This window comes from Flavobacterium mekongense (assembly GCF_047038255.1).
GTDB lineage: Bacteria > Bacteroidota > Bacteroidia > Flavobacteriales > Flavobacteriaceae > Flavobacterium > Flavobacterium mekongense.
On record NZ_CP174374.1, the window covers coordinates 1,454,778 to 1,473,908 of the forward strand.

General features: G+C 38.6%; 19 protein-coding genes. 11 read left to right on the forward strand and 8 right to left on the reverse strand.

Annotated features, from left to right (window positions below; genetic code table 11):
* Genes ACJG85_RS06140 through ACJG85_RS06170 form a run of 7 tightly spaced genes read left to right on the forward strand, consistent with a single transcriptional unit; the run spans position 1 to position 7,519 of the window.
* A complete protein-coding gene (locus tag ACJG85_RS06140) occupies positions 1 to 999 on the forward strand; it encodes a glycosyltransferase family 2 protein (protein WP_409677103.1) in 999 nt (332 codons plus the stop codon).
* A gap of 1 nt (position 1,000) precedes the next feature.
* Positions 1,001 to 1,555 (forward strand): serine O-acetyltransferase, encoded by a 555-nt coding sequence (locus ACJG85_RS06145; protein WP_409677105.1) that lies wholly within the window; start codon positions 1,001 to 1,003, stop codon positions 1,553 to 1,555.
* Positions 1,555 to 2,673, forward strand: coding sequence for a glycosyltransferase (locus tag ACJG85_RS06150; RefSeq protein ID WP_412465155.1), 1,119 nt, complete (start codon positions 1,555 to 1,557; stop codon positions 2,671 to 2,673). The genes ACJG85_RS06145 and ACJG85_RS06150 overlap by 1 nt, the downstream gene beginning before the upstream one ends.
* Complete coding sequence (locus tag ACJG85_RS06155; RefSeq protein ID WP_412477162.1) at positions 2,670 to 3,743, forward strand: glycosyltransferase; 1,074 nt, start codon at positions 2,670 to 2,672, stop codon at positions 3,741 to 3,743. Before ACJG85_RS06150 ends, ACJG85_RS06155 begins: the two co-directional genes overlap by 4 nt.
* A 2-nt stretch (positions 3,744 to 3,745) precedes the next feature.
* Entirely contained in the window at positions 3,746 to 5,095 is a 1,350-nt protein-coding gene (locus tag ACJG85_RS06160) for an O-antigen ligase family protein (RefSeq protein WP_409677111.1), read from the forward strand.
* Positions 5,067 to 6,077, forward strand: a complete 1,011-nt coding sequence (locus ACJG85_RS06165; RefSeq protein ID WP_409677113.1) for a glycosyltransferase family 4 protein — start codon at positions 5,067 to 5,069, stop codon at positions 6,075 to 6,077. Before ACJG85_RS06160 ends, ACJG85_RS06165 begins: the two co-directional genes overlap by 29 nt.
* Before the next feature lie 47 nt (positions 6,078 to 6,124).
* On the forward strand, positions 6,125 to 7,519 hold the full coding sequence (locus ACJG85_RS06170; protein ID WP_409677115.1) for a sugar transferase: 1,395 nt from the start codon (positions 6,125 to 6,127) through the stop codon (positions 7,517 to 7,519).
* Here the strand turns inward: ACJG85_RS06170 and ACJG85_RS06175 are convergent.
* The gene (locus tag ACJG85_RS06175) at positions 7,499 to 8,620 is read right to left on the reverse strand and encodes a DUF4105 domain-containing protein (protein ID WP_412477163.1); all 1,122 of its coding nucleotides are present in this window, start codon (positions 8,618 to 8,620) and stop codon (positions 7,499 to 7,501) included. The genes ACJG85_RS06170 and ACJG85_RS06175 overlap by 21 nt on opposite strands.
* Before the next feature lie 6 nt (positions 8,621 to 8,626).
* On the reverse strand, positions 8,627 to 9,610 hold the full coding sequence (locus ACJG85_RS06180; RefSeq protein ID WP_409677300.1) for a PorV/PorQ family protein: 984 nt from the start codon (positions 9,608 to 9,610) through the stop codon (positions 8,627 to 8,629).
* A 194-nt stretch (positions 9,611 to 9,804) separates the two neighbouring features.
* On the opposite strand from ACJG85_RS06180, the gene ACJG85_RS06185 reads away from it, so the two are divergent.
* The gene (locus ACJG85_RS06185; RefSeq protein WP_412465158.1) at positions 9,805 to 10,554 is read left to right on the forward strand and encodes a CDP-alcohol phosphatidyltransferase family protein; all 750 of its coding nucleotides are present in this window, start codon (positions 9,805 to 9,807) and stop codon (positions 10,552 to 10,554) included.
* Between the two features lie 9 nt (positions 10,555 to 10,563).
* Here ACJG85_RS06185 and ACJG85_RS06190 read toward each other — a convergent pair whose 3' ends face one another.
* The 5 genes from ACJG85_RS06190 to ACJG85_RS06210 all read right to left on the reverse strand — a co-directional run bounded on the left by ACJG85_RS06190 (position 10,564) and on the right by ACJG85_RS06210 (position 13,812).
* Positions 10,564 to 10,791 carry a DUF5808 domain-containing protein gene (locus ACJG85_RS06190; RefSeq protein ID WP_290876650.1) on the reverse strand — a complete coding sequence of 76 codons (228 nt, stop codon included), beginning with the start codon at positions 10,789 to 10,791 and terminating at the stop codon, positions 10,564 to 10,566.
* Between the two features lie 17 nt (positions 10,792 to 10,808).
* Complete coding sequence (lptB, locus tag ACJG85_RS06195) at positions 10,809 to 11,549, reverse strand: LPS export ABC transporter ATP-binding protein (RefSeq protein WP_395632262.1); 741 nt, start codon at positions 11,547 to 11,549, stop codon at positions 10,809 to 10,811.
* A gap of 127 nt (positions 11,550 to 11,676) precedes the next feature.
* Complete coding sequence (locus ACJG85_RS06200; protein WP_412477164.1) at positions 11,677 to 12,027, reverse strand: carboxymuconolactone decarboxylase family protein; 351 nt, start codon at positions 12,025 to 12,027, stop codon at positions 11,677 to 11,679.
* A complete protein-coding gene (gene tatC / locus ACJG85_RS06205; RefSeq protein WP_409677124.1) occupies positions 12,020 to 12,847 on the reverse strand; it encodes a twin-arginine translocase subunit TatC in 828 nt (275 codons plus the stop codon). The genes ACJG85_RS06200 and tatC overlap by 8 nt, the downstream gene beginning before the upstream one ends.
* Positions 12,847 to 13,812 (reverse strand): KpsF/GutQ family sugar-phosphate isomerase, encoded by a 966-nt coding sequence (locus ACJG85_RS06210; RefSeq protein WP_409677126.1) that lies wholly within the window; start codon positions 13,810 to 13,812, stop codon positions 12,847 to 12,849. Before ACJG85_RS06210 ends, tatC begins: the two co-directional genes overlap by 1 nt.
* Positions 13,813 to 13,898: 86 nt before the next feature.
* Here ACJG85_RS06210 and recQ point away from each other — a divergent pair, with 86 nt between their 5' ends.
* A complete protein-coding gene (gene recQ, locus ACJG85_RS06215) occupies positions 13,899 to 16,094 on the forward strand; it encodes a DNA helicase RecQ (RefSeq protein WP_412477165.1) in 2,196 nt (731 codons plus the stop codon).
* Between the two features lie 27 nt (positions 16,095 to 16,121).
* On the opposite strand, the gene ACJG85_RS06220 is transcribed toward recQ, so the two are convergent.
* Positions 16,122 to 16,361 carry a hypothetical protein gene (locus tag ACJG85_RS06220; RefSeq protein WP_412465159.1) on the reverse strand — a complete coding sequence of 80 codons (240 nt, stop codon included), beginning with the start codon at positions 16,359 to 16,361 and terminating at the stop codon, positions 16,122 to 16,124.
* Between the two features lie 58 nt (positions 16,362 to 16,419).
* On the opposite strand from ACJG85_RS06220, the gene ACJG85_RS06225 reads away from it, so the two are divergent.
* Positions 16,420 to 17,472, forward strand: coding sequence for a DUF2891 domain-containing protein (locus ACJG85_RS06225; protein WP_412477166.1), 1,053 nt, complete (start codon positions 16,420 to 16,422; stop codon positions 17,470 to 17,472).
* 33 nt (positions 17,473 to 17,505) lie between these two features.
* The gene (locus ACJG85_RS06230; protein ID WP_412477167.1) at positions 17,506 to 19,068 is read left to right on the forward strand and encodes an NAD(P)/FAD-dependent oxidoreductase; all 1,563 of its coding nucleotides are present in this window, start codon (positions 17,506 to 17,508) and stop codon (positions 19,066 to 19,068) included.
* Positions 19,069 to 19,131: the final 63 nt, after the last annotated feature.

Genomic DNA, 19,131 nt, shown 5'->3' on the forward strand with positions numbered 1-19,131 from the left:
ATGAAATTTACGCTCATCATTTGTACTTATATGCGTCCGCAACCCTTGCTGCAATTGCTGCAATCGGTTAGCCGTCAAACGCTGTATCCCGATGCTATTTTGATTATAGACGGTTCAAAGGATGAGAAAACCAAAGACATGTTGGCGGAAAATGTATTTCCCAACTTGCAGTATTTTTTAGTAGAAAATAAAGACAGAGGTCTCACCAGACAACGCAATTTCGGTATTCAACGGGTTTCGGAAGACAATGAGGTAGTTTGTTTTTTAGACGATGATACTGTGCTTGAGGCAAATTACTTCGCAGAGATTATCAAAACCTATGGTTTGTATCCGGATGCATTAGGTGTTGGCGGTTACATCAACAATGAAGTGAAATGGACTGAGGTAAACCATAATTACCACCCTGACGCAACCGAATTTTATTATGACGGTTGGAAACGCAAAGACGGCAGTCGTTTTGTATTGCGAAAAAAGTTAGGGTTAGATGCCGATAGGCCACCTGGATTTTTACCCGAATTTTCAAACGGCAGGAGTATAGGCTTTTTGCCGCCTTCCGGAAAGATTTACGAAGTTGAACAATTGATGGGTGGCGTTTCCTCGTTTAAAAAATCGATTTTCAAAGATTTTCAGTTTTCTACCTACTTTGAAGGTTACGGTTTGTATGAAGATGCCGACTTCACTTTGAGATTATCCAAAACAGGTAAATTGTATGTCAATACGAATGCTCAATTGGGTCATTTTCACGACCATTCCGGCAGACCTAATCAATACCAATATGGTAAAATGGTAGTGAGAAACGGTTGGTATGTCTGGCGGGTAAAATATCCAAATCCTTCGTTCACAGCACGATTAAAATGGAATGCGATAGTGTTATTGTTGACATTCATCAGATTTAGCAATATATTTACCACCGGCAAAAAACAAGAAGCTTTGACCGAATCGTTAGGCCGAATTATCGGTTGGTTCAGTCTGTTTTTGAATAAACCGAAATTACAATAATATGACGCTATTCAGCCTAATTCGTTCCGATTACCGCAAGTACAGAAAGTACGGAGCGAATGGCTTTGTTATTGTATTTCTTACTCAGGGCTTTTGGGCGCAATTTCAATACAGAATAGCGCATTTTTTTCATCAAAAAGTCAGGATACAACCTTTCAGAATGTTGGTCATGCTACCGATGTATGTTTGGCAAAAAGGCATTGAAGTTATGACCGGCATATCCATTCCGGCTTCTGCGCAAATTGGTCATTCGTTTTACATTGCTCACTTTGGCGGTATCATTTTAAATTCTAACACCATAATAGGTCATAATTGTAATATTTCACAAGGGGTAACTATTGGCGTTTCCGGTTTGGATGACAAAAGAGGTGTGCCAATCATTGGCAATAACGTTTACATTGGCGCCAATGCGGTAATCGCCGGGAAAATCAGTGTAAGTGATAATTCGCTCATTGGTGCCTGTTCTTTAGTCAGCAGTGACGTTCCGGAAAATGGAGTTGTGGTTGGTGTACCGGCTGTGGTAGTGTCTCATAAAAGTTCAAAAGGATATATTTAATGAAGCTGTTAGTCATTTCATCCTCGCCATTCATTAAAAAAGGAAATGATTATTTTGCTTACAGTCCGTATGCCAAAGAATTAGCCATTTGGGCAAAATATGCTGATGAAATCGCTTTCACTTGTCCGATTTGGAAACAAGACAACGGGTTGTTGATTTCTGAGATTTCTTTCCCTTTAGCCAAAATATATGAGGTTAAAGGTTTCAATGTTAAAACATTAAAAAATACGCTCCTGGCATTACTGTATTCTTTTTTTAATTGCTATTTGATTTTTAAGTCAATGCTTTGGGCCGATCATATTCATTTGCGTTGTCCCGGGAATATTGGTTTGATGGGATGTATATTACAAATCTTTTTTCCGCACAAAACCAAAACGGCCAAATACGCCGGTAATTGGGATTTAAAGGCCAAACAACCACTCAGTTATCGTGTACAAAAATGGATTTTGAGAAACACCTTTCTAACTAAAAATATGCAGGTCTTAGTGTATGGCGAATGGGAAAACAGTACCAAAAATATCAAACCGTTTTTCACGGCCAGTTATTTTGAAAAAGACAAAACAGTCACACTGCCCAGAGATTTGAAAGGGAAAATCACTTTTACCTTTGTCGGTACTTTAGCAATTGGGAAACAACCTATGTATGCCGTTCAATTGGTAGAAGTGCTTTTTAAAAAAGGATTTGATGTTCAATTGTCGGTGTACGGTCAAGGATCTGAAAGACAAAAAATAGAAAACTATATCAATGAGAACCAACTCGAATCGGTGATTTTTTTAAAAGGCAATCAAGACCAGGAAACCATTAAGAAGGCTTTTGGTGAATCTCATTTTGTTGTTCTGCCTTCTTTGAGTGAAGGTTGGCCCAAAGTAATAGCAGAAGGGATGTTTTGGGGTTGTTTGCCCTTGGCTTCTAAAGTCTCGTGTTTGCCTAATATGTTGGATAACGGTAACAGAGGGTTGCTTTTGACACTCGAATTAAAGCAAGATGTAGTCATGATTGAATCGATTTTGAACAATCCGGATGATTATAAAGAAAAAGCCTTACACGCCATAGAATGGTCCAGACAGTTTACGTTGGATGTCTTTGAATCAGAAATCAAAAAACTGATGCGGTCATGAGGATAGTACAAATTATAGATTCTTTAGAAATTGGCGGTGCCGAAAAAATGGCGGTCAATTATGCCAATGCGCTTTCCGAAAAGCTTGATTTTTCCGGTTTGGTAGCTACCAGAGCAGAAGGTAATTTGAAAAGTCAGCTCAACGGTTCGGTTTCCTATCTTTTTTTAAAGAAAACAAAAACCCTTGATTTTGCTGCGGCTTTTCGATTGAAAAAATACTGTAAGGCACATCAGGTAACTCACTTGCAGCCACATAGCAGTTCTTATTTTATGGCAGTTTTGGTTAAACTGATATATCCCAAAATAGCTATTATTTGGCACGATCATAATGGATTGAGCGAGTTTATCAGTGCCCAAAAATCAGTAGTACTCAAATTGGCTTCGCTTTTTTTCAAAGGAATTATTGTTGTCAACTTTAAACTCAAAAATTGGGCTGAAAAAGAACTGTATTGTTCCAAAGTAGTTTATTTGCCTAACTTTACCAATGATTTTTCTTCGGCTGAGCCAACCACTGTTTTGCACGGTATTACCGGGAAACGCATTTTGTGTTTGGCGAATTTAAGAGATCAGAAAAACCATTTTTTCTTGTTGGATGTTGCCGAGAAGTTAAAAGCTACTGAACCGGAATGGACATTTCATTTGGTAGGTAAAGATTTTAAAGATGGTTATTCCCGGCAATTGTTGGCATTAATTTCCGAAAAAAAACTTCAAAATACGGTCTTTATTTATGGTTCAAGAAATGATGTGTTTGCTATAATTGACCAATGTGATATTGCCATTTTGACTTCAAAATCGGAGGGATTACCGGTAGCCTTAATTGAATACGGTTTGCATAAAAAGCCGGTGGTAACTACCAATGTAGGAGAAATTCCGCTCATTGTTAAAAATGGAGAAAACGGTTTCATAACCGGTGTGAAAGAGGTTGATGTTTTTTGCGAAAGGCTGTCTCAATTGATTCAAGAGCCGGTTTTGAGAAAGCAATTAGGAGAGGCATTACACCAAACTATTAAAGAACAAAATTCGGATGAAGCTGTAATCAGACAGTATTTGAATTGGTTAAAAACCTTATAAAAGTGAACAGAAAAGAAAAAAATTATATCCTCTTAATCTTATTGCATATTGTGATAGGTTTGGTTGTGTTTTTTATTCCGCCGCTTTCCAAACCATTGGCTGCATTGGTTTTTTTGGTGGGTTTGTTCCTTATAGTAAAAAATCAGAATAAAAATCAGGAAGTACTTTTGGCTTCGGGTTATATCGTAGGAAGTGAAATTCTCTTCAGGATGACCGGTGGAATTATTATTTATGAATTTGCCAAATACAGTATCATTATTTATATGTTAATGGGAATGTATTACAACGGTTTTTCCAAATATGCTATTCCGTATTGGGTTTTCTTGGTTTTATTGATTCCCGGATTACTGGTAGCGACAGAAACACTCAACTTGACTACCGATTTAAGAAAGACCATTTCATTTAATATTTCGGGGCCTGTTTGCTTGGGTATTTCGTCTATTTATGCTTATAACAAAAGGGTTACATTGGCAAAAATCAACCAAATACTACTGTGTATCGGACTGCCCATTATATCGATAACTGTTTACTTAATCCTTTATACTCCCGACTTAAAAGAAGCTTTGTCAATAGGTACCGGTTCAAATTATACCACTTCCGGTGGGTTTGGTCCTAATCAAGTAGCTACTATGTTTGGATTAAGTATGTTTATTTTCTTTTCCCGTTTGTTGTTGGAATCGGAAACCCGATTGTTATTTGCACTCAATCTCACCATTACATTTTTTGTTACTTATCGCGGTTTGATTACTTTTTCTCGTGGGGGAATGATTACCGGTTTTGTGATGATTCTTATACTGCTCTTTTATTTGTATTCTTCTACCAAGAGCAGAGGTAAAATGAAGTTGAATTACATCTTTGGTTTTATGGTTGTTATGTTTATAGTAACCTGGAATTATACTTCCAATCAAACAGACGGTTTGATTGAAAAGCGATATGCCAATCAAGATGCGAGTGGTAAGGTAAAAGAAAGTCAGTTAACCGGAAGAGAAGAGATTTTCACCAATGAAATCAACTCGTTTATCGACAATCCTATTTTTGGCGTTGGTGTGGCCAAAGGGGTAGAAATCAGATCTGATATTTCCGGAGGAGATATTACCTTATCACATAACGAAATTTCACGTATGATGGCCGAGCACGGAATTTTCGGGGTCATTGATTTGTTGATTTTGCTATTGACTCCAATAGCACTTTATCTCGATAATAAAAAGCACATTTTTTTATGGTGTTTTATTCTCTTTTGGTTATTAACCATTAACCATGCTGCTATGAGGCTATCAGCAGCGGCTTTTGTTTATTCTTTATCATTGCTAAAAGTTTATTTGGATGAGCAACCTGCTGTACATAGGAAATAAATTATCCGATCACGGTTACACTTCAACTTCTATAGAAACTTTAGGTTCGTTTTTAGAGGCTGAAGGGTTTACGGTATATTATGCTTCTTCCCAAAAAAATATCTTTCTGAGGATGCTCGAAATGGTCTTTGCTACCTTAAGATATGCCAAGAAAGTGGATTATGTTTTGATAGATACTTACAGCACAAAAAACTTCTGGTATGCTTTCATTATCTCTCAACTTTGCAGGTTGTTGAATGTAAAGTATATTCCGAAATTACACGGAGGTGACTTGCCGAACCGACTCCAAAAAAGCCCTTATTGGTGTGATTTGATTTTTAAAAATGCCTATCAAAATATTGCGCCGTCTCCTTATCTTTATGAAGCATTTAAGCACAAAGGATACCGAAATTTAATACATATTCCCAACACCATTGAATTAGAGAAATACGATTTTCAAGCTCGAAACTTTGATGTCCCCAAAATCCTCTGGGTTCGTTCCTTCTCCCAAATTTACAACCCTATTTTAGCCGTTAAAGTTTTGTTGGAATTGAAGAAAAAGTTTCCGGCGGCACAACTTTGCATGGTTGGTCCTAAAAAAGATGAGAGTTACGATGCTACTGTGGCTTATGCTAAAGAAAATGCGGTAGAAGTTTGTTTTACCGGAAAATTGACCAAAGCCGAATGGACAAACTTGTCTAAAGACTACAATTTGTTTCTGAATACTACCCATTTTGACAATACACCGGTTAGCGTTATTGAGGCTATGGCTTTAGGTTTGCCGGTAGTGTCTACCAACGTTGGCGGAATTCCTTTTTTGTTGCAACATCAAGAAAATGCACTTTTGGTAGATGATAACGATCTCGAGGCTATGGTTTTTCAGATTGAAAGACTTTTTTCTGAGCCCAAGCTTTCAGATTTTTTAGTGGCCAATGCCTACAAAATGGTACAAGGTTTTGATTGGAATATCATCAGAAAACAGTGGACTGATTTACTCCGATAGTTCGTTAATATTTATTAACTTGCGCTTCGAAATTTGAATTTATTTAAATGAAAAAACGCAAAGACATACACTTTGAGGTATCAGAGAGAAAGGTATTGTTGAGACTATTCGACTTTCTTTCGGTGCTCTTTTCATTGTATTTTGTGGGGATTATTTTTCAGTTTGATTATTTCAATATTTCGGCTACCAATTATTACTGGACTATAGTTTTAGGCTTGTATTTGTTGTTTTTCGGTTCCGTTTTCGAAATGTACAATTTACAGGTGGCTAGTAATCAGTACCAAGTTATTAAAAGTATCATACTTACTACTTCGATTACTGTATTGTCGTATTTGTTAACGCCTTTATATACCCCGGTTTTACCTTCCAATCGTTTGCAAATTCTCATATTCTTCTTTGCTATTTTCGGGGCATTATTTGTTTGGAGGATGTTATATGTACGTTTTTTTGCCTCCAATCGATTTGTGAAGAAAGTGATTTTAGTTTGTGATAAAGAACAAGTTAAAGAATTGGTTGACGGTTTGGAGAGCGCCGATCCACACTACCGTGTTTTGGGTTTTGTCAATTCGGACAGTACCAATCTGTCAGAGGTTAATTTGCACAACATCAAAAGTATAGACATCAATGATTTGGAGGTTTTTGTCAAGCAAAATTCCGTTTCAGAGGTAGTTATTGCTTCTCAAAAAACAGATGGAATTACGGTTAGTCTTTACAACCAATTGATTCATTTGTTGGAGAACGGTTTCATTATCCGAGAGTACACTCAGGTATACGAAACCATTACGCAACGCATTCCGGTGCAATATGTTTCCCGCGATTTTTACAGGTATTTCCCTTTTAGCCGAAGCAATCAAAACCATTTGTATCTTACGGTTGTTCGTTTTTTAGAAATTGTTATCTCGTTGATCGGATTGGCTGTTGGTCTTGTCATTCTGCCTTTAGTGTTGATTGGAAATCTTTTGGGTAACAAGGGGAAATTATTCTACACCCAAGAACGAGTTGGGAAAAACGGTAAAGTATTCAGCATAGTGAAATTCAGAACGATGATAAAAAATGCCGAAAAAGCGGGAGCTGTTTTTGCTACTTCCAATGATTCGCGGGTAACACCGTTCGGGAAAATCATGAGAAAATCCAGAATAGATGAGTTTCCTCAGTTTTATAATATTTTAAAAGGCGACATGGCGGTAATTGGTCCAAGACCGGAACGTCCTGTATTTGTGAATGAAATTGCCGAAGTAATGCCGTTTTATGAAACCCGTCATGTCATAAAACCCGGATTAACCGGTTGGGCACAAGTCAATTATTCTTACGGAGAAACCATCGACGACAGCTTGATAAAATTGCAATACGACTTGTATTACATCAAACACCGCAGCTTATTTCTCGACTTCAATATCTTGTTTAAAACCTTCAGTACGGTTTTATTTTACAGGGGACAATAATCTCAAAGGATTCGCTCCGATTATTTTCAACAACATATACAAAGTCGACATCATAAATGGTAACATGATAGGCAAATGTGGCTTGTTAACCATTATAACGGCGTAAACAAACAACAAAGCAACGCTGAATAGACTCACTTTTCGCAACCCTTCTTTTTTAAGGAAAGGCAACAGTAAAAAAAGCGGGCTAAATAACAACGCATTGTAATTCCACAACACCTCCTGATGTTCTGAGTACAATCCGACCAAACAAAGGGACAAGCCTAAAAGACCGCAAACAAACAAATAGCTCAAAAACAACCAACGTTTGTTGAACAACAATAGCAGCCCCAAAAAAGCGATAATGCAGTAAATGCTATTGAAAAAAGAAAATGGGGCTTGAGTTTCCGGAGTTCCTTCAACCAAAGTGTTTTTGTTTGTTACCAACGATTTTCCGCCTATTTTAGCTTGGTCTAAGCTGTGCATTAATTCGATTGGGAGAAACAATTGTTCCGCTTTGGCATCGGTTTTTGCTCCGAAGATGATATTTATGCCCAGTTTGTACCAAAAGTAATTTTCAAAATAGGGATAAAGCAATTCGCGGTAACTGATGGTTTTGTTATCTACTTTCTCTAACGTTTTACCGCTTAAAAGACCACCAACTTTTTCATTCACCATAGTGGTACAATTGCGATCGATGAATTTATAGGTGTAATAACGTTCTGAGCTGTAAAGCGCGGCACTTAATTCGTTCAGTAGTTTTTGCTTGCTGCTTAAAGGTAAATCCAGCGTTTGTTCTATCACTTCTCTGCCATCGGTTTGGTATTCGTATATGAATTCTTCCACCGAAGTCACACTCATAAAATACTGCAAATCGCCTTTAACAAACTTCAAGTAGAAGTTTTCTGTTCTGAAATCGAAAGTGCCGTAGTTAAAAACCACATCGAGTTGGTTTGCTTCATCTTTAATGCGCAGTGCTGTGTGCCCGAAAGTGGAGTACAATTGTTCCCCGCGACCACAGGTAAAAATACTGACTTCCGCTTTTTCGGAGAGTTTCGGACTTTGAGAAAAAGCACTAACACTGAAGGCGAGTAGGAGTAAGAGCCCTATTTTTTGCAACATAAATTTTTATCTAAAAATACTCAAATCGACTTTAACCGAAAAAATATTGGAGTACAATGCAGCGCTTTGGTCGCCCAAGTCGGTCAAAGCATAATCTATTTGGATGCCTTTGTATTTAAAGCCTAAACCAATATTGGGCTGAAAGTTTACTTTAGTTGAACCGTCCAATTGTTGCACGTTTTGAAAATTTCCCACACCGGCACGCAGAAAAACCAAATCAGTATAGCCAAATTCAAAACCAACTGCAGGGTCAATGCTCACGGCATCTGAGGCAATCACATCATTGGTTCGGGCGAATTGCATGTTTAAATTGACGGCTGCCAATAGCGTATAATCGTAATGAAATTCAAATTTTTTGGCGATGCCCAATTGTGCTTTTGGCATAGTAATTTCGGTACTTTCAGGCAATTCCTGATTTTGTCCCGCCACAGCATCTTGGATATCTTGGTATTTGTCTTCGTCTATAGCCCAAACGTTGTAGGTAGTTGTAATGTCGCGCAACATCAATCCGAAATGCCAATCGTTTCTGTCGAATTGCAAGCCAACATCAAAACCAAATCCCCAAGAATTCGCAAAATCGCCAATCACTCGTCGAATCACTTTCGCATTCACACCGTATTGAAAACCTTCGAGTTTCATTTGGCGGGCATAGGAAAAAGTTAAACCGTAATCGGCCGTTGAGAAAAGACTGATACGGTTGTAATCAATGTTACCTTCGCTATCGATTAATTGCGTGGTATTCAGGATATCATCGACTCCAAAGCGAATCAGGGAAACACCCCAAGCACTTCTGTCGTCTATTTTTTTAGCGTAAGCGGCATAATCGTATTGGGCAATATTGGCAAAATAACTGGCGTGCATTAAAGCAGCTTCACTGTCTTCAATTTTTAATAATCCGGCCGGATTCCAGTAACCGGAATTGACATCACCTGTATAACCCGTTACGGCATTCGACATGCCCAAAGCTGCTGCATCTACTCCGATGTTCATGAACTCGTTGGAGTATTTTCTAACGGCTTGACCATGAGACATCAGGCTAATAAAAAGCAACAGAATAGCAATTGTTTTTTTCAAGGCAATTTTTCTTTTTACAAATATCACATAAAAATCTTGAATATAAAACGCAGAAGTCTGTAACTTATTGTATTAAATTTGCATTTCTAAAAAATAAACAAACGCGATACATGAACCTCAAAGCCCAGATTCCCAACTTCTTTACGATGCTGAATTTATTTTGTGGTTGCGTGGCCTTAGTATGGGTTTCTAATTTCCAGTTTTTATGGGCTTTCGGCTTTGTTTGTTTGGGGATTTTCTTTGACTTTTTCGACGGATTTTTTGCTCGAAAGTTTAATGTGGCCGGACCTTTAGGCGTTCAGTTAGATTCTTTAGCCGATATGGTAACAAGTGGTGTAGTTCCCGGTTTTGTGATGTACAAGATGTTGTATGATATAAAGTTTACCGAATACATCATGAACAGCAATGCCTTTGATACAAATATCACTTTTTACCTTCCTTTTGTTGGTTTCATCATTACTTTGGGTGCTTGTTATCGTTTGGCTAATTTCAATATAGATAGCCGTCAATCAGATTCTTTTATCGGGTTACCTACACCTGCTAATGCTTTGTTTATCACCAGTCTGCCTTTAATTGTGGATTTTCATTTTCAAGGGATAGTTTTAGGTGATTTAATGAACATATGGGTGTTATTGATTATCACCTTAGTAAGCGCTTATGTGATGAATGCCGAGATTCCGCTTTTTTCTTTGAAGATTAAGAATTTCAGTGTTGCCAAGTACAAACTGCAACTTTTCTTTTTGTTGTTATCGGTTTTGATGTTGGTTTTTTTGAAGATATTGGCTGTACCTTTGATTATACTGGTATATGTTTTACTCTCAGTTTTCAATAATATAACGAATAAAAAAGCTTCCAAATAGGAAGCCTTTTTATTGACTTAGTAAAATAGATAAGATTACTAATCCGAAAAAGAGTAACATTCCAACAAAAAAAAGATACGATTTTTTGTGCGCAAAGTTTATGGTAGCGCCATAGTTTGGATTAGGTTTATCTACCAGTAAGCGGTCATCTTCTTTGTTGTAGTAAAATAGGCCCCATTTCCAATATTTCTTATTGGTACGCCATTCTTTCTGTGTTTCCTGACTTGGGTTTTTCACGATAATAAATTTTGAGATTAGAAATGCAATTTCTTTTTGCGTAACTCGAAGTTTTGTCCGAGATATACTTTGCGTACCATTTCGTCTTCAGCCAATTCTTCAGGAACTCCGGCTTTTAAGATGCCTCCTTCAAACATCAAATAAGTTTTATCGGTAATGGCCAAGGTTTCTTGTACGTTGTGATCAGTAATTAAGATGCCTATGTTTTTATTTTTCAGTTGGGCTACAATTCTTTGAATGTCTTCTACCGCTACCGGGTCAACCCCGGCAAAAGGCTCATCAAGTAAGATGAACTTCGGGTCGGTAGCTAAAGCACGGGCAATTTCAGTTCGTCTTCTTTCACCACCTGAAAGTAAATCACCGCGGTTGGTTCGGATGTGTTCCAAACTGAACTCGGCAATCAAACTTTCCATTTTAGCAATTTGCTCTTCTTTGCTGAGTTTGGTCAATTGCAAAACACTGAGGATATTGTCTTCAATACTCAGTTTCCTGAAAACAGAAGCTTCTTGTGCCAAATAGCCTATCCCGTGTTGGGCGCGTTTGTACATAGGAAAATCAGTAATATTCATGTCGTCTAAATAGATATTCCCGGAGTTGGGTTTTACCAATCCAACAATCATATAAAAAGAGGTGGTTTTTCCGGCACCGTTTGGTCCCAAAAGCCCCACAATTTCTCCCTGATTTACTTCTACGGAAATGCCTTTAACCACACTTCTTCCCTTGTAAGTTTTGACTAAATTTTCGGCTCTTAATTTCATTTCTTTTGAGTGCCTGAGAGGCTAAGTTACTGAGTGACTAAGTTTTTGTAAATGCAAATAAACAAAATCCATTTGCTTAATTTTTGGTTTTAACGCTAATTTTGGAAAACTCCCAACCAGAATCTCCCTACTGATTGCTTTCTTCAAGTGCTTCCCAAAATTCGTATGCCCTTCTCAAATGCGGAATCACAATGGTGCCGCCTACTAAAGTGGCAATGCCCATGGCTTCCATCATTTCTTCTTTGGAAACACCTTCTTTATAACTGGTTTCCAGATGGTATTTGATGCAGTCATCACAACGCAAAACAGCGGAAGCGACCAGCCCTAAAAGCTCTTTCGTTTTTACGTTTAAAGCGCCTTCGGCATAAGCATTGGTATCCAGATTAAATATTCGCTTTACAATTTTATTGTTGTCTGCCAATAACTTTTCGTTCATTTTAGAACGATAATCGTTAAATTCTTTTACTAAATCACTCATTTTCTTTTTCTTTTTCTTTTTCTTTTTTCGTAACAAATGCTGATATCAATATGCTGGCTTCATATAAAATCAATATCGGAATCGAAACTATTACTTGACTCGGAATATCCGGTGGTGTAACTATAGCCGCCACAATTAAAATGATTACGATGGCTGCTCTTCGGTATTTTCTTAGGAAAGCCGGAGTAACTAACCCCAATTTGGTAAGGAAATAAACAAAAATAGGCAATTCGAAAACCAATCCGCTTACTATCAACGAAGTCTTTATCATACTAATATATGAGTCAACCGTAAACTGATTGACTACGGTCGGACTTACATTAAAAGTTGCAAAGAAGTTGATGGTTAAAGGAACTATGATGAAATAACCAAATAGCACTCCGATAAAAAACAAAAGCGATGAAATCACAATAAACAAGCCGGCTTTTTTACGTTCGTTTTCGTATAAGGCCGGACGGATGAATTTCCAAATTTCCCATAAAACATAGGGAAATCCTAAGATAAAACCGGTGGTAATTAGTATCCAAAGATAAATGGAAAATTGTCCGCCAACTTCCGTGTTTTGAATGATAAAAGAGAATTCGGTGGCGCAAGCATAAGAGTCATCAACTCCAAAAAAGCGGGTGACTTTACAGAAAAACTCGTAGGTCACAAAATTAGGATCTTGTGGTCCGAAAATAATTTCATTGAAGATAAAATCGTCTATGAAGTAGGAAGCACAAGCAATGGTGATGATAACAATGGTGCTTCTGACCAACATCCAACGGAATTCCTCTAAATGATCGAGGAACGACATTTCTTTAAGCTCTTTCTTTGCCATTATACAATGCCTTCTTTTAAAATATCGTGTAAATGAATCACGCCTTTGTATTCGTCTTGATCAATCACCACCAATTGTGTAATGGAAAAATCTTCTAAAATGTTCAAAGCATCACTAACCAAGTCAGTCGATTTGATTCTTTTCGGGTTTACAGTCATGATGTCTTTAGCAGTCAAGCCTGAAATAGTTTCCGTTTTGTTGAGCATCCTTCTGATGTCACCATCGGTAATAATACCTATAACTTTATCGTTTTCTACCACAGCTGTTACGCCTAAACGTTTTTCAGAAATCTCCATAATCACCGTTTTGATATTAGCTTCAGGTGCAACGACCGGTTTGTGAGTAGTGTCTAGCATATCGCCGACTCTCAATAGTAATTTTTTACCCAAAGCACCGCCGGGGTGATATTTGGCAAAATCTTCAGCAGTAAATTGACGCATTTCCATCAAGCAAACGGCTAATGCATCACCCATAACCAATTGCGCTGTTGTACTGTTGGTAGGGGCTAAGTTATTCGGACAAGCCTCGCTCTCCACATAAGTATTCAAAACATAATCCGCTTCTTTGCCTAAAAAAGAGGTGGTGTTTCCTGTAATGGCAATTAATTTGTTGCCGAATCTTTTTAATAACGGTACCAATACTTTAATTTCAGGACTATTCCCGCTCTTGGAAATACAAATTACCACATCACCCGGCTGCACCATACCCAAATCACCGTGAATGGCTTCAGAGGCATGTAAAAACAATGAAGGCGTTCCGGTTGAATTAAGAGTAGCTACAATTTTTTGAGCAATGATGGCGCTTTTTCCGATTCCGGTAACCACTAATCTTCCGGTTCCTTGATAAATGATTTCTACGGTTTTAACAAAATCATCATTTATAAAATCGACCAATCGCGAAATGGCTTCACTTTCAGCTAAAATGGTCTTTTGGGCAGAGGCTAAAATGGTTTCTTTTGAGATCAAAATTGTACGAATATAAAATTTGTGTGTATAAAAGAAAGTCGTATCTTTATGTTTGCAAATTTATGTAAAAATACGATTAACACAGAATGAATTTAAACGAAATTGACATCCATAAAGAATTAAAAAAGTATTTTGGTTTCAGCCAATTTAAAGGATTACAGGAAGAAGTCATCAAAAGTATCATTGCCAAGCAAAATACATTCGTTATCATGCCCACAGGAGGCGGAAAATCATTATGTTACCAGTTACCGGCTCTTATTCAAGAAGGAACAGCCATCGTAGTTTCACCCCTAATTGCTTTGATGAAAAACCAAGTGGATGCCATCAGGAGTTTGTCTTCTGAGAATGGAATCGCGCACGTATTGAATTCATCGCTAACCAAAACCGAAATCAATCAGGTTAAAAAAGACATTACTTCCGGAATTACCAAACTGTTGTATGTTGCTCCCGAATCATTAACTAAAGAGGAATACGTAGAGTTTTTACAAAGCGTGCCCATTTCTTTTGTAGCCATTGATGAAGCACACTGTATTTCAGAATGGGGACACGATTTCAGACCTGAATACCGCAACTTAAGACACATCATCAAACAATTGGGCGATGTACCTGTTATCGGATTGACCGCAACAGCTACGCCAAAGGTGCAGGAAGATATTCTCAAGAATTTGGACATGACCGATGCCAAAACGTTTAAGGCGTCTTTCAACCGTCCGAATTTGTTTTACGAAGTACGTACCAAAACCAAAAATATAGAAGCGGACATCATTCGCTTTATCAAACAAAACAAAGGAAAATCGGGTATTATATACTGCTTGAGTCGAAAAAAGGTTGAAGAAATAGCCGAAGTGCTCCAAGTAAACGGTATCAGTGCCGTTCCTTATCACGCCGGATTAGATGGTAAAACCCGTGCCAAACACCAAGACATGTTCTTAATGGAAGATGTAGAAGTGGTGGTAGCAACTATTGCTTTCGGAATGGGAATCGACAAACCTGATGTGCGTTTTGTAATCCACCACGATATACCGAAATCACTCGAAAGTTACTATCAGGAAACCGGACGTGCCGGACGTGATGGTGGTGAAGGCCATTGTTTGGCTTATTACTCCTATAAAGATGTAGAAAAACTCGAGAAGTTTATGTCGGGAAAACCGGTGGCCGAACAGGAAATTGGTTTTGCCTTGTTGCAAGAAGTGGTGGCTTATGCCGAAACTTCCATTTCCAGACGCAAATTTTTATTGCATTATTTCGGAGAAGAATTCGACAGCGAAAACGGCGAAGGTGCCGATATGGATGACAATGTCAGAAATCCGAAAACCAAAGTTGAAGCCAAAGACCAAGTCAAAATGTTGTTAGAAGTGGTGCGCGATACCAAGCATTTATACAAATCTAAAGAAGTGGTATTTACCCTAATCGGACGCGTAAATGCCACCATCAAAGCACACCGAACTGATACCCAAAAATTCTTCGGTTGCGGCGCCAATTATGATGAACGCTATTGGATGGCTTTAATCCGACAAGTATTGGTAGACGGATTACTTTCCAAAGACATAGAAACTTACGGTATTTTGAAAGTTTCAGATGCCGGACGAGAGTTTATCAATAATCCAACTTCTTTCCTAATGTCGGAAGACCATGAATACAGTGAAAACGAAGACGAAGCCATAGTAACAGCCTCTAAATCGAGTGGTACAGCCGATGAAGCTTTGATGGCAATGTTGCGCGAATTGCGAAAAAAAGTGGCCAAAAAATTGGGTGTTCCGCCTTTCGTGGTATTCCAAGATCCGTCTTTGGAAGACATGGCGCTCAAATATCCTATAACCATTGACGAATTAAGCAATGTGCACGGAGTAGGTGAAGGCAAAGCCAAAAAATACGGAAAAGATTTTGTAGAGTTAATTGCCCGTTATGTAGAAGACAACGACATCATTCGTCCGGATGATTTGGTCGTAAAATCTACCGGAGCCAACTCTTCTAACAAATTGTATATCATCCAAAACATTGACCGTAAATTATCTTTAGATGATATTGCCAGAGCCAAAGGAATGAATATGGATACCTTGCTCAAAGAAATGGAGCAAATCGTATATTCCGGTACCAAACTCAACATTGATTATTGGATTAACGAAATTTTGGACGAAGACCAGCAAGAGGAAATCCATGAATATTTTATGGATTCTGAAACTGACAAAATCGAAGAAGCCCTCAAAGAGTTCGACGGCGATTATGATATAGAAGAACTTCGATTGATGCGTATCAAATTCATCAGTGAAGTAGCGAATTAGAGGAGAGAAGCAATTGCTTCTCTTTTTTTATGGTAAATACAATTCCCCTCGGTGCGGTTTTAAGGCATCTCGCAACGGTATCATTTGCTCGTCATTCACCACTATATAAGCTATGGCATGCATTTCGTTTTTAACTTCAAACCCCGTAATGGTTATCGGTAATTTTTCCATAGCGATGAATTCTTTTAAATGAATTTCATGATGCTCTGCAGTTTTCGCCGAAGCCGGTCCGCGAAAATCCCAAATGAGTTTGATTAGTCTCGACATAAAAACGAATTTGTCCGACAAAGTTAACTTTTTGCTACATTTGAAAAAAAGCAAATCCATGAAATATCTCTTATACATCCTGCTTTGCGTCAGTAGCTCAGTTGGTGCGCAAGAATTGACCCTCGAACAAGCCCAACATTTGGCTTCTTTACCTTTAAAATGTCTGCAACAAGAATATCCTAATAAACTGGGACAAATGCTATTGGACAGCACCGAAATTCAATCGCCTAAAAAGTTGCACCCAACTTTTTACGGTTGTTTCGATTGGCACTCATCGGTTCACGGTCATTGGAGTTTGGTTTTTTTGCTGAAACGATTTCCGAATTTGCCCAATCGCACGCTGATTATTCAAAAATTGCAAACCAATTTATCGAGAGCCAATATTCAGGTCGAAATAGATTATATCAACAAGAAACACGAAAAATCGTTCGAGCGTATGTACGGTTGGAATTGGTTGCTCAAACTCCAATTAGAATTAGAAACCTACAACGAATCGTTTGCCCAAGAATTAGCGCAAAACCTAAAGCCCTTATCCGATATTATTATCGAGCGATACATCGAGTTTTTACCTAAACTACTGTATCCGGTTAGGGTAGGTACACACACCAATACCGCTTTCGGATTGACCTTTGCTTGGGATTATGCTGCACATTCTAAAAACCAAAGATTCCAACAAAGCATCCGTGATAACGCAGTTCGAATGTTCGCTAAAGATGAAAATTGCCCTTTTGCCTGGGAACCAAGCGGAACAGATTTCCTGTCGCCCTGTTTGGAAGAAATGGCTTTAATGCAACGGGTTTTGCCGGAAGGCGACTTCCTGATTTGGCTTAAAAAGTTCGCTCCGAAACTCTTTTCCAAAAAGTTTACTTGGGAAGTGGCTCGTGTTTCCGATCGTACCGATGGCCATTTGGTACACCTTGACGGCTTAAATTTCAGCAGAGCATGGAATTTTTACCGATTAATCAATCAATACCCGAAACCTTTTGCTCATTTAAAACCTTTGGCCGATTTTCATTTCAATTTTTCTCTGCCTGCTGTGGTTGATGGTAATTATGAAGGAGAACATTGGTTGGCTTCGTTTGCACTGCACGCTTTTGAGGAAAAAAAGTAATTCGATTTGTGTACTTTTGCTGAAAATTAAATCATGCCACGCGAATTACTTTTTCAAGTCTCTCCCGAAACCGCTCACAGTGAAACCCAGCTCAATGAGCATGTGGCTAAGTTGTTTCAAGTTGCCGTGAGCGACATTCAAAAAGTAGTGGTTGTAAAACGTTCTATTGACGCCCGTCAAAAAGCCATTAAATTTAATATTAAGGCAAATGTCTTTCTGAAAGGCGAAACCTATTCGGAATCTGCCATCGAACTGCCTGATTATCCTAACGTCAGCAATGCCCAAGAAGTAATTGTAGTAGGCGCAGGACCGGCCGGATTATTTGCAGCCTTGCAATTGATAGAATCAGGTCTAAAACCAATAGTAATTGAACGAGGGAAAGATGTTCGTGGTCGCCGCCGTGATTTAAAAGCCATCAACCGCGACCACATTGTTAATGAAGATTCCAATTATTGTTTCGGAGAAGGCGGTGCCGGAACGTATTCTGATGGCAAATTGTACACGCGTTCTAAAAAGCGAGGCGATATCGACCGAATTTTAAGGCTGTTAGTGGCTTTCGGGGCTACACCGGATATTTTAGTCGAAGCGCATCCGCACATTGGGACCAACAAATTGCCTCAGATTATTCAAGATATCCGAGAAAAAATTATCGAGTGTGGTGGACAGGTTTTGTTTGAAACTCGTGTGAGCGATTTTCTCATCAAAAACAACGAAATTCAAGGTGTTGTTACCCAAAATGGCGATACTATTTCGGCCAACAAAGTCATTTTGGCTACCGGACATTCCGCTCGTGATATATTTGAATTGTTAGATCGAAAAAAAATCTTAATCGAAGCCAAACCGTTTGCCTTAGGTGTTCGTGCTGAACATCCTCAGGCGTTAATCGATAAAATCCAATACAGTTGTGATTTCCGTGGTGAATATTTGCCCCCGGCGCCTTATTCGATAGTGAAGCAAGTCAACGGCCGAGGGATGTATTCGTTTTGTATGTGTCCGGGTGGTGTGATTGCGCCTTGTGCTACCAGTCCGGGTGAAGTGGTAACCAACGGTTGGTCACCCTCCAAACGCGATCAAGCTACTGCTAATTCCGGGATTGTAGTCGAATTAAAATTGGAAGATTTTAAACCTTTTGCCAAATTCGGAGCACTGGCCGGAATGGAATTTCAAAAAGCCATCGAGCAAAAAGCTTGGTATTTGGCAGGTCAAACCCAAAAAGTACCGGCGCAACGCATGGTCGATTTTACCCAAAATAAATTGTCTTCTTCCATTCCCAAAACGTCTTATGTTCCGGGAACGACTTCGGTAGAACTCGGACAGGTATTTCCCGGTTTTTTAACCCAAATCATGCGAGAAGGTTTTGTCCAGTTTGGCAAATCCATGCGAGGTTATATGACAAACGAGGCCATACTGCACGCGCCCGAAAGTCGGACGTCATCACCGGTCAGAATTCCGCGCGACCACGAAACCTTAGAACACCTACAAATCAAAGGCTTGTATCCTTGTGGTGAAGGTGCCGGTTTTGCAGGTGGTATCATTTCGGCTGCCATTGATGGTGAAAAATGTGCACTTAAAATAGCCGAAAGTCTCCTAAAATAAATTAATTTTCATTTTTGTTTTAAAAAAGTAGGGTGGTGGCCTTTTGTGTTGTCTAACCTTAAA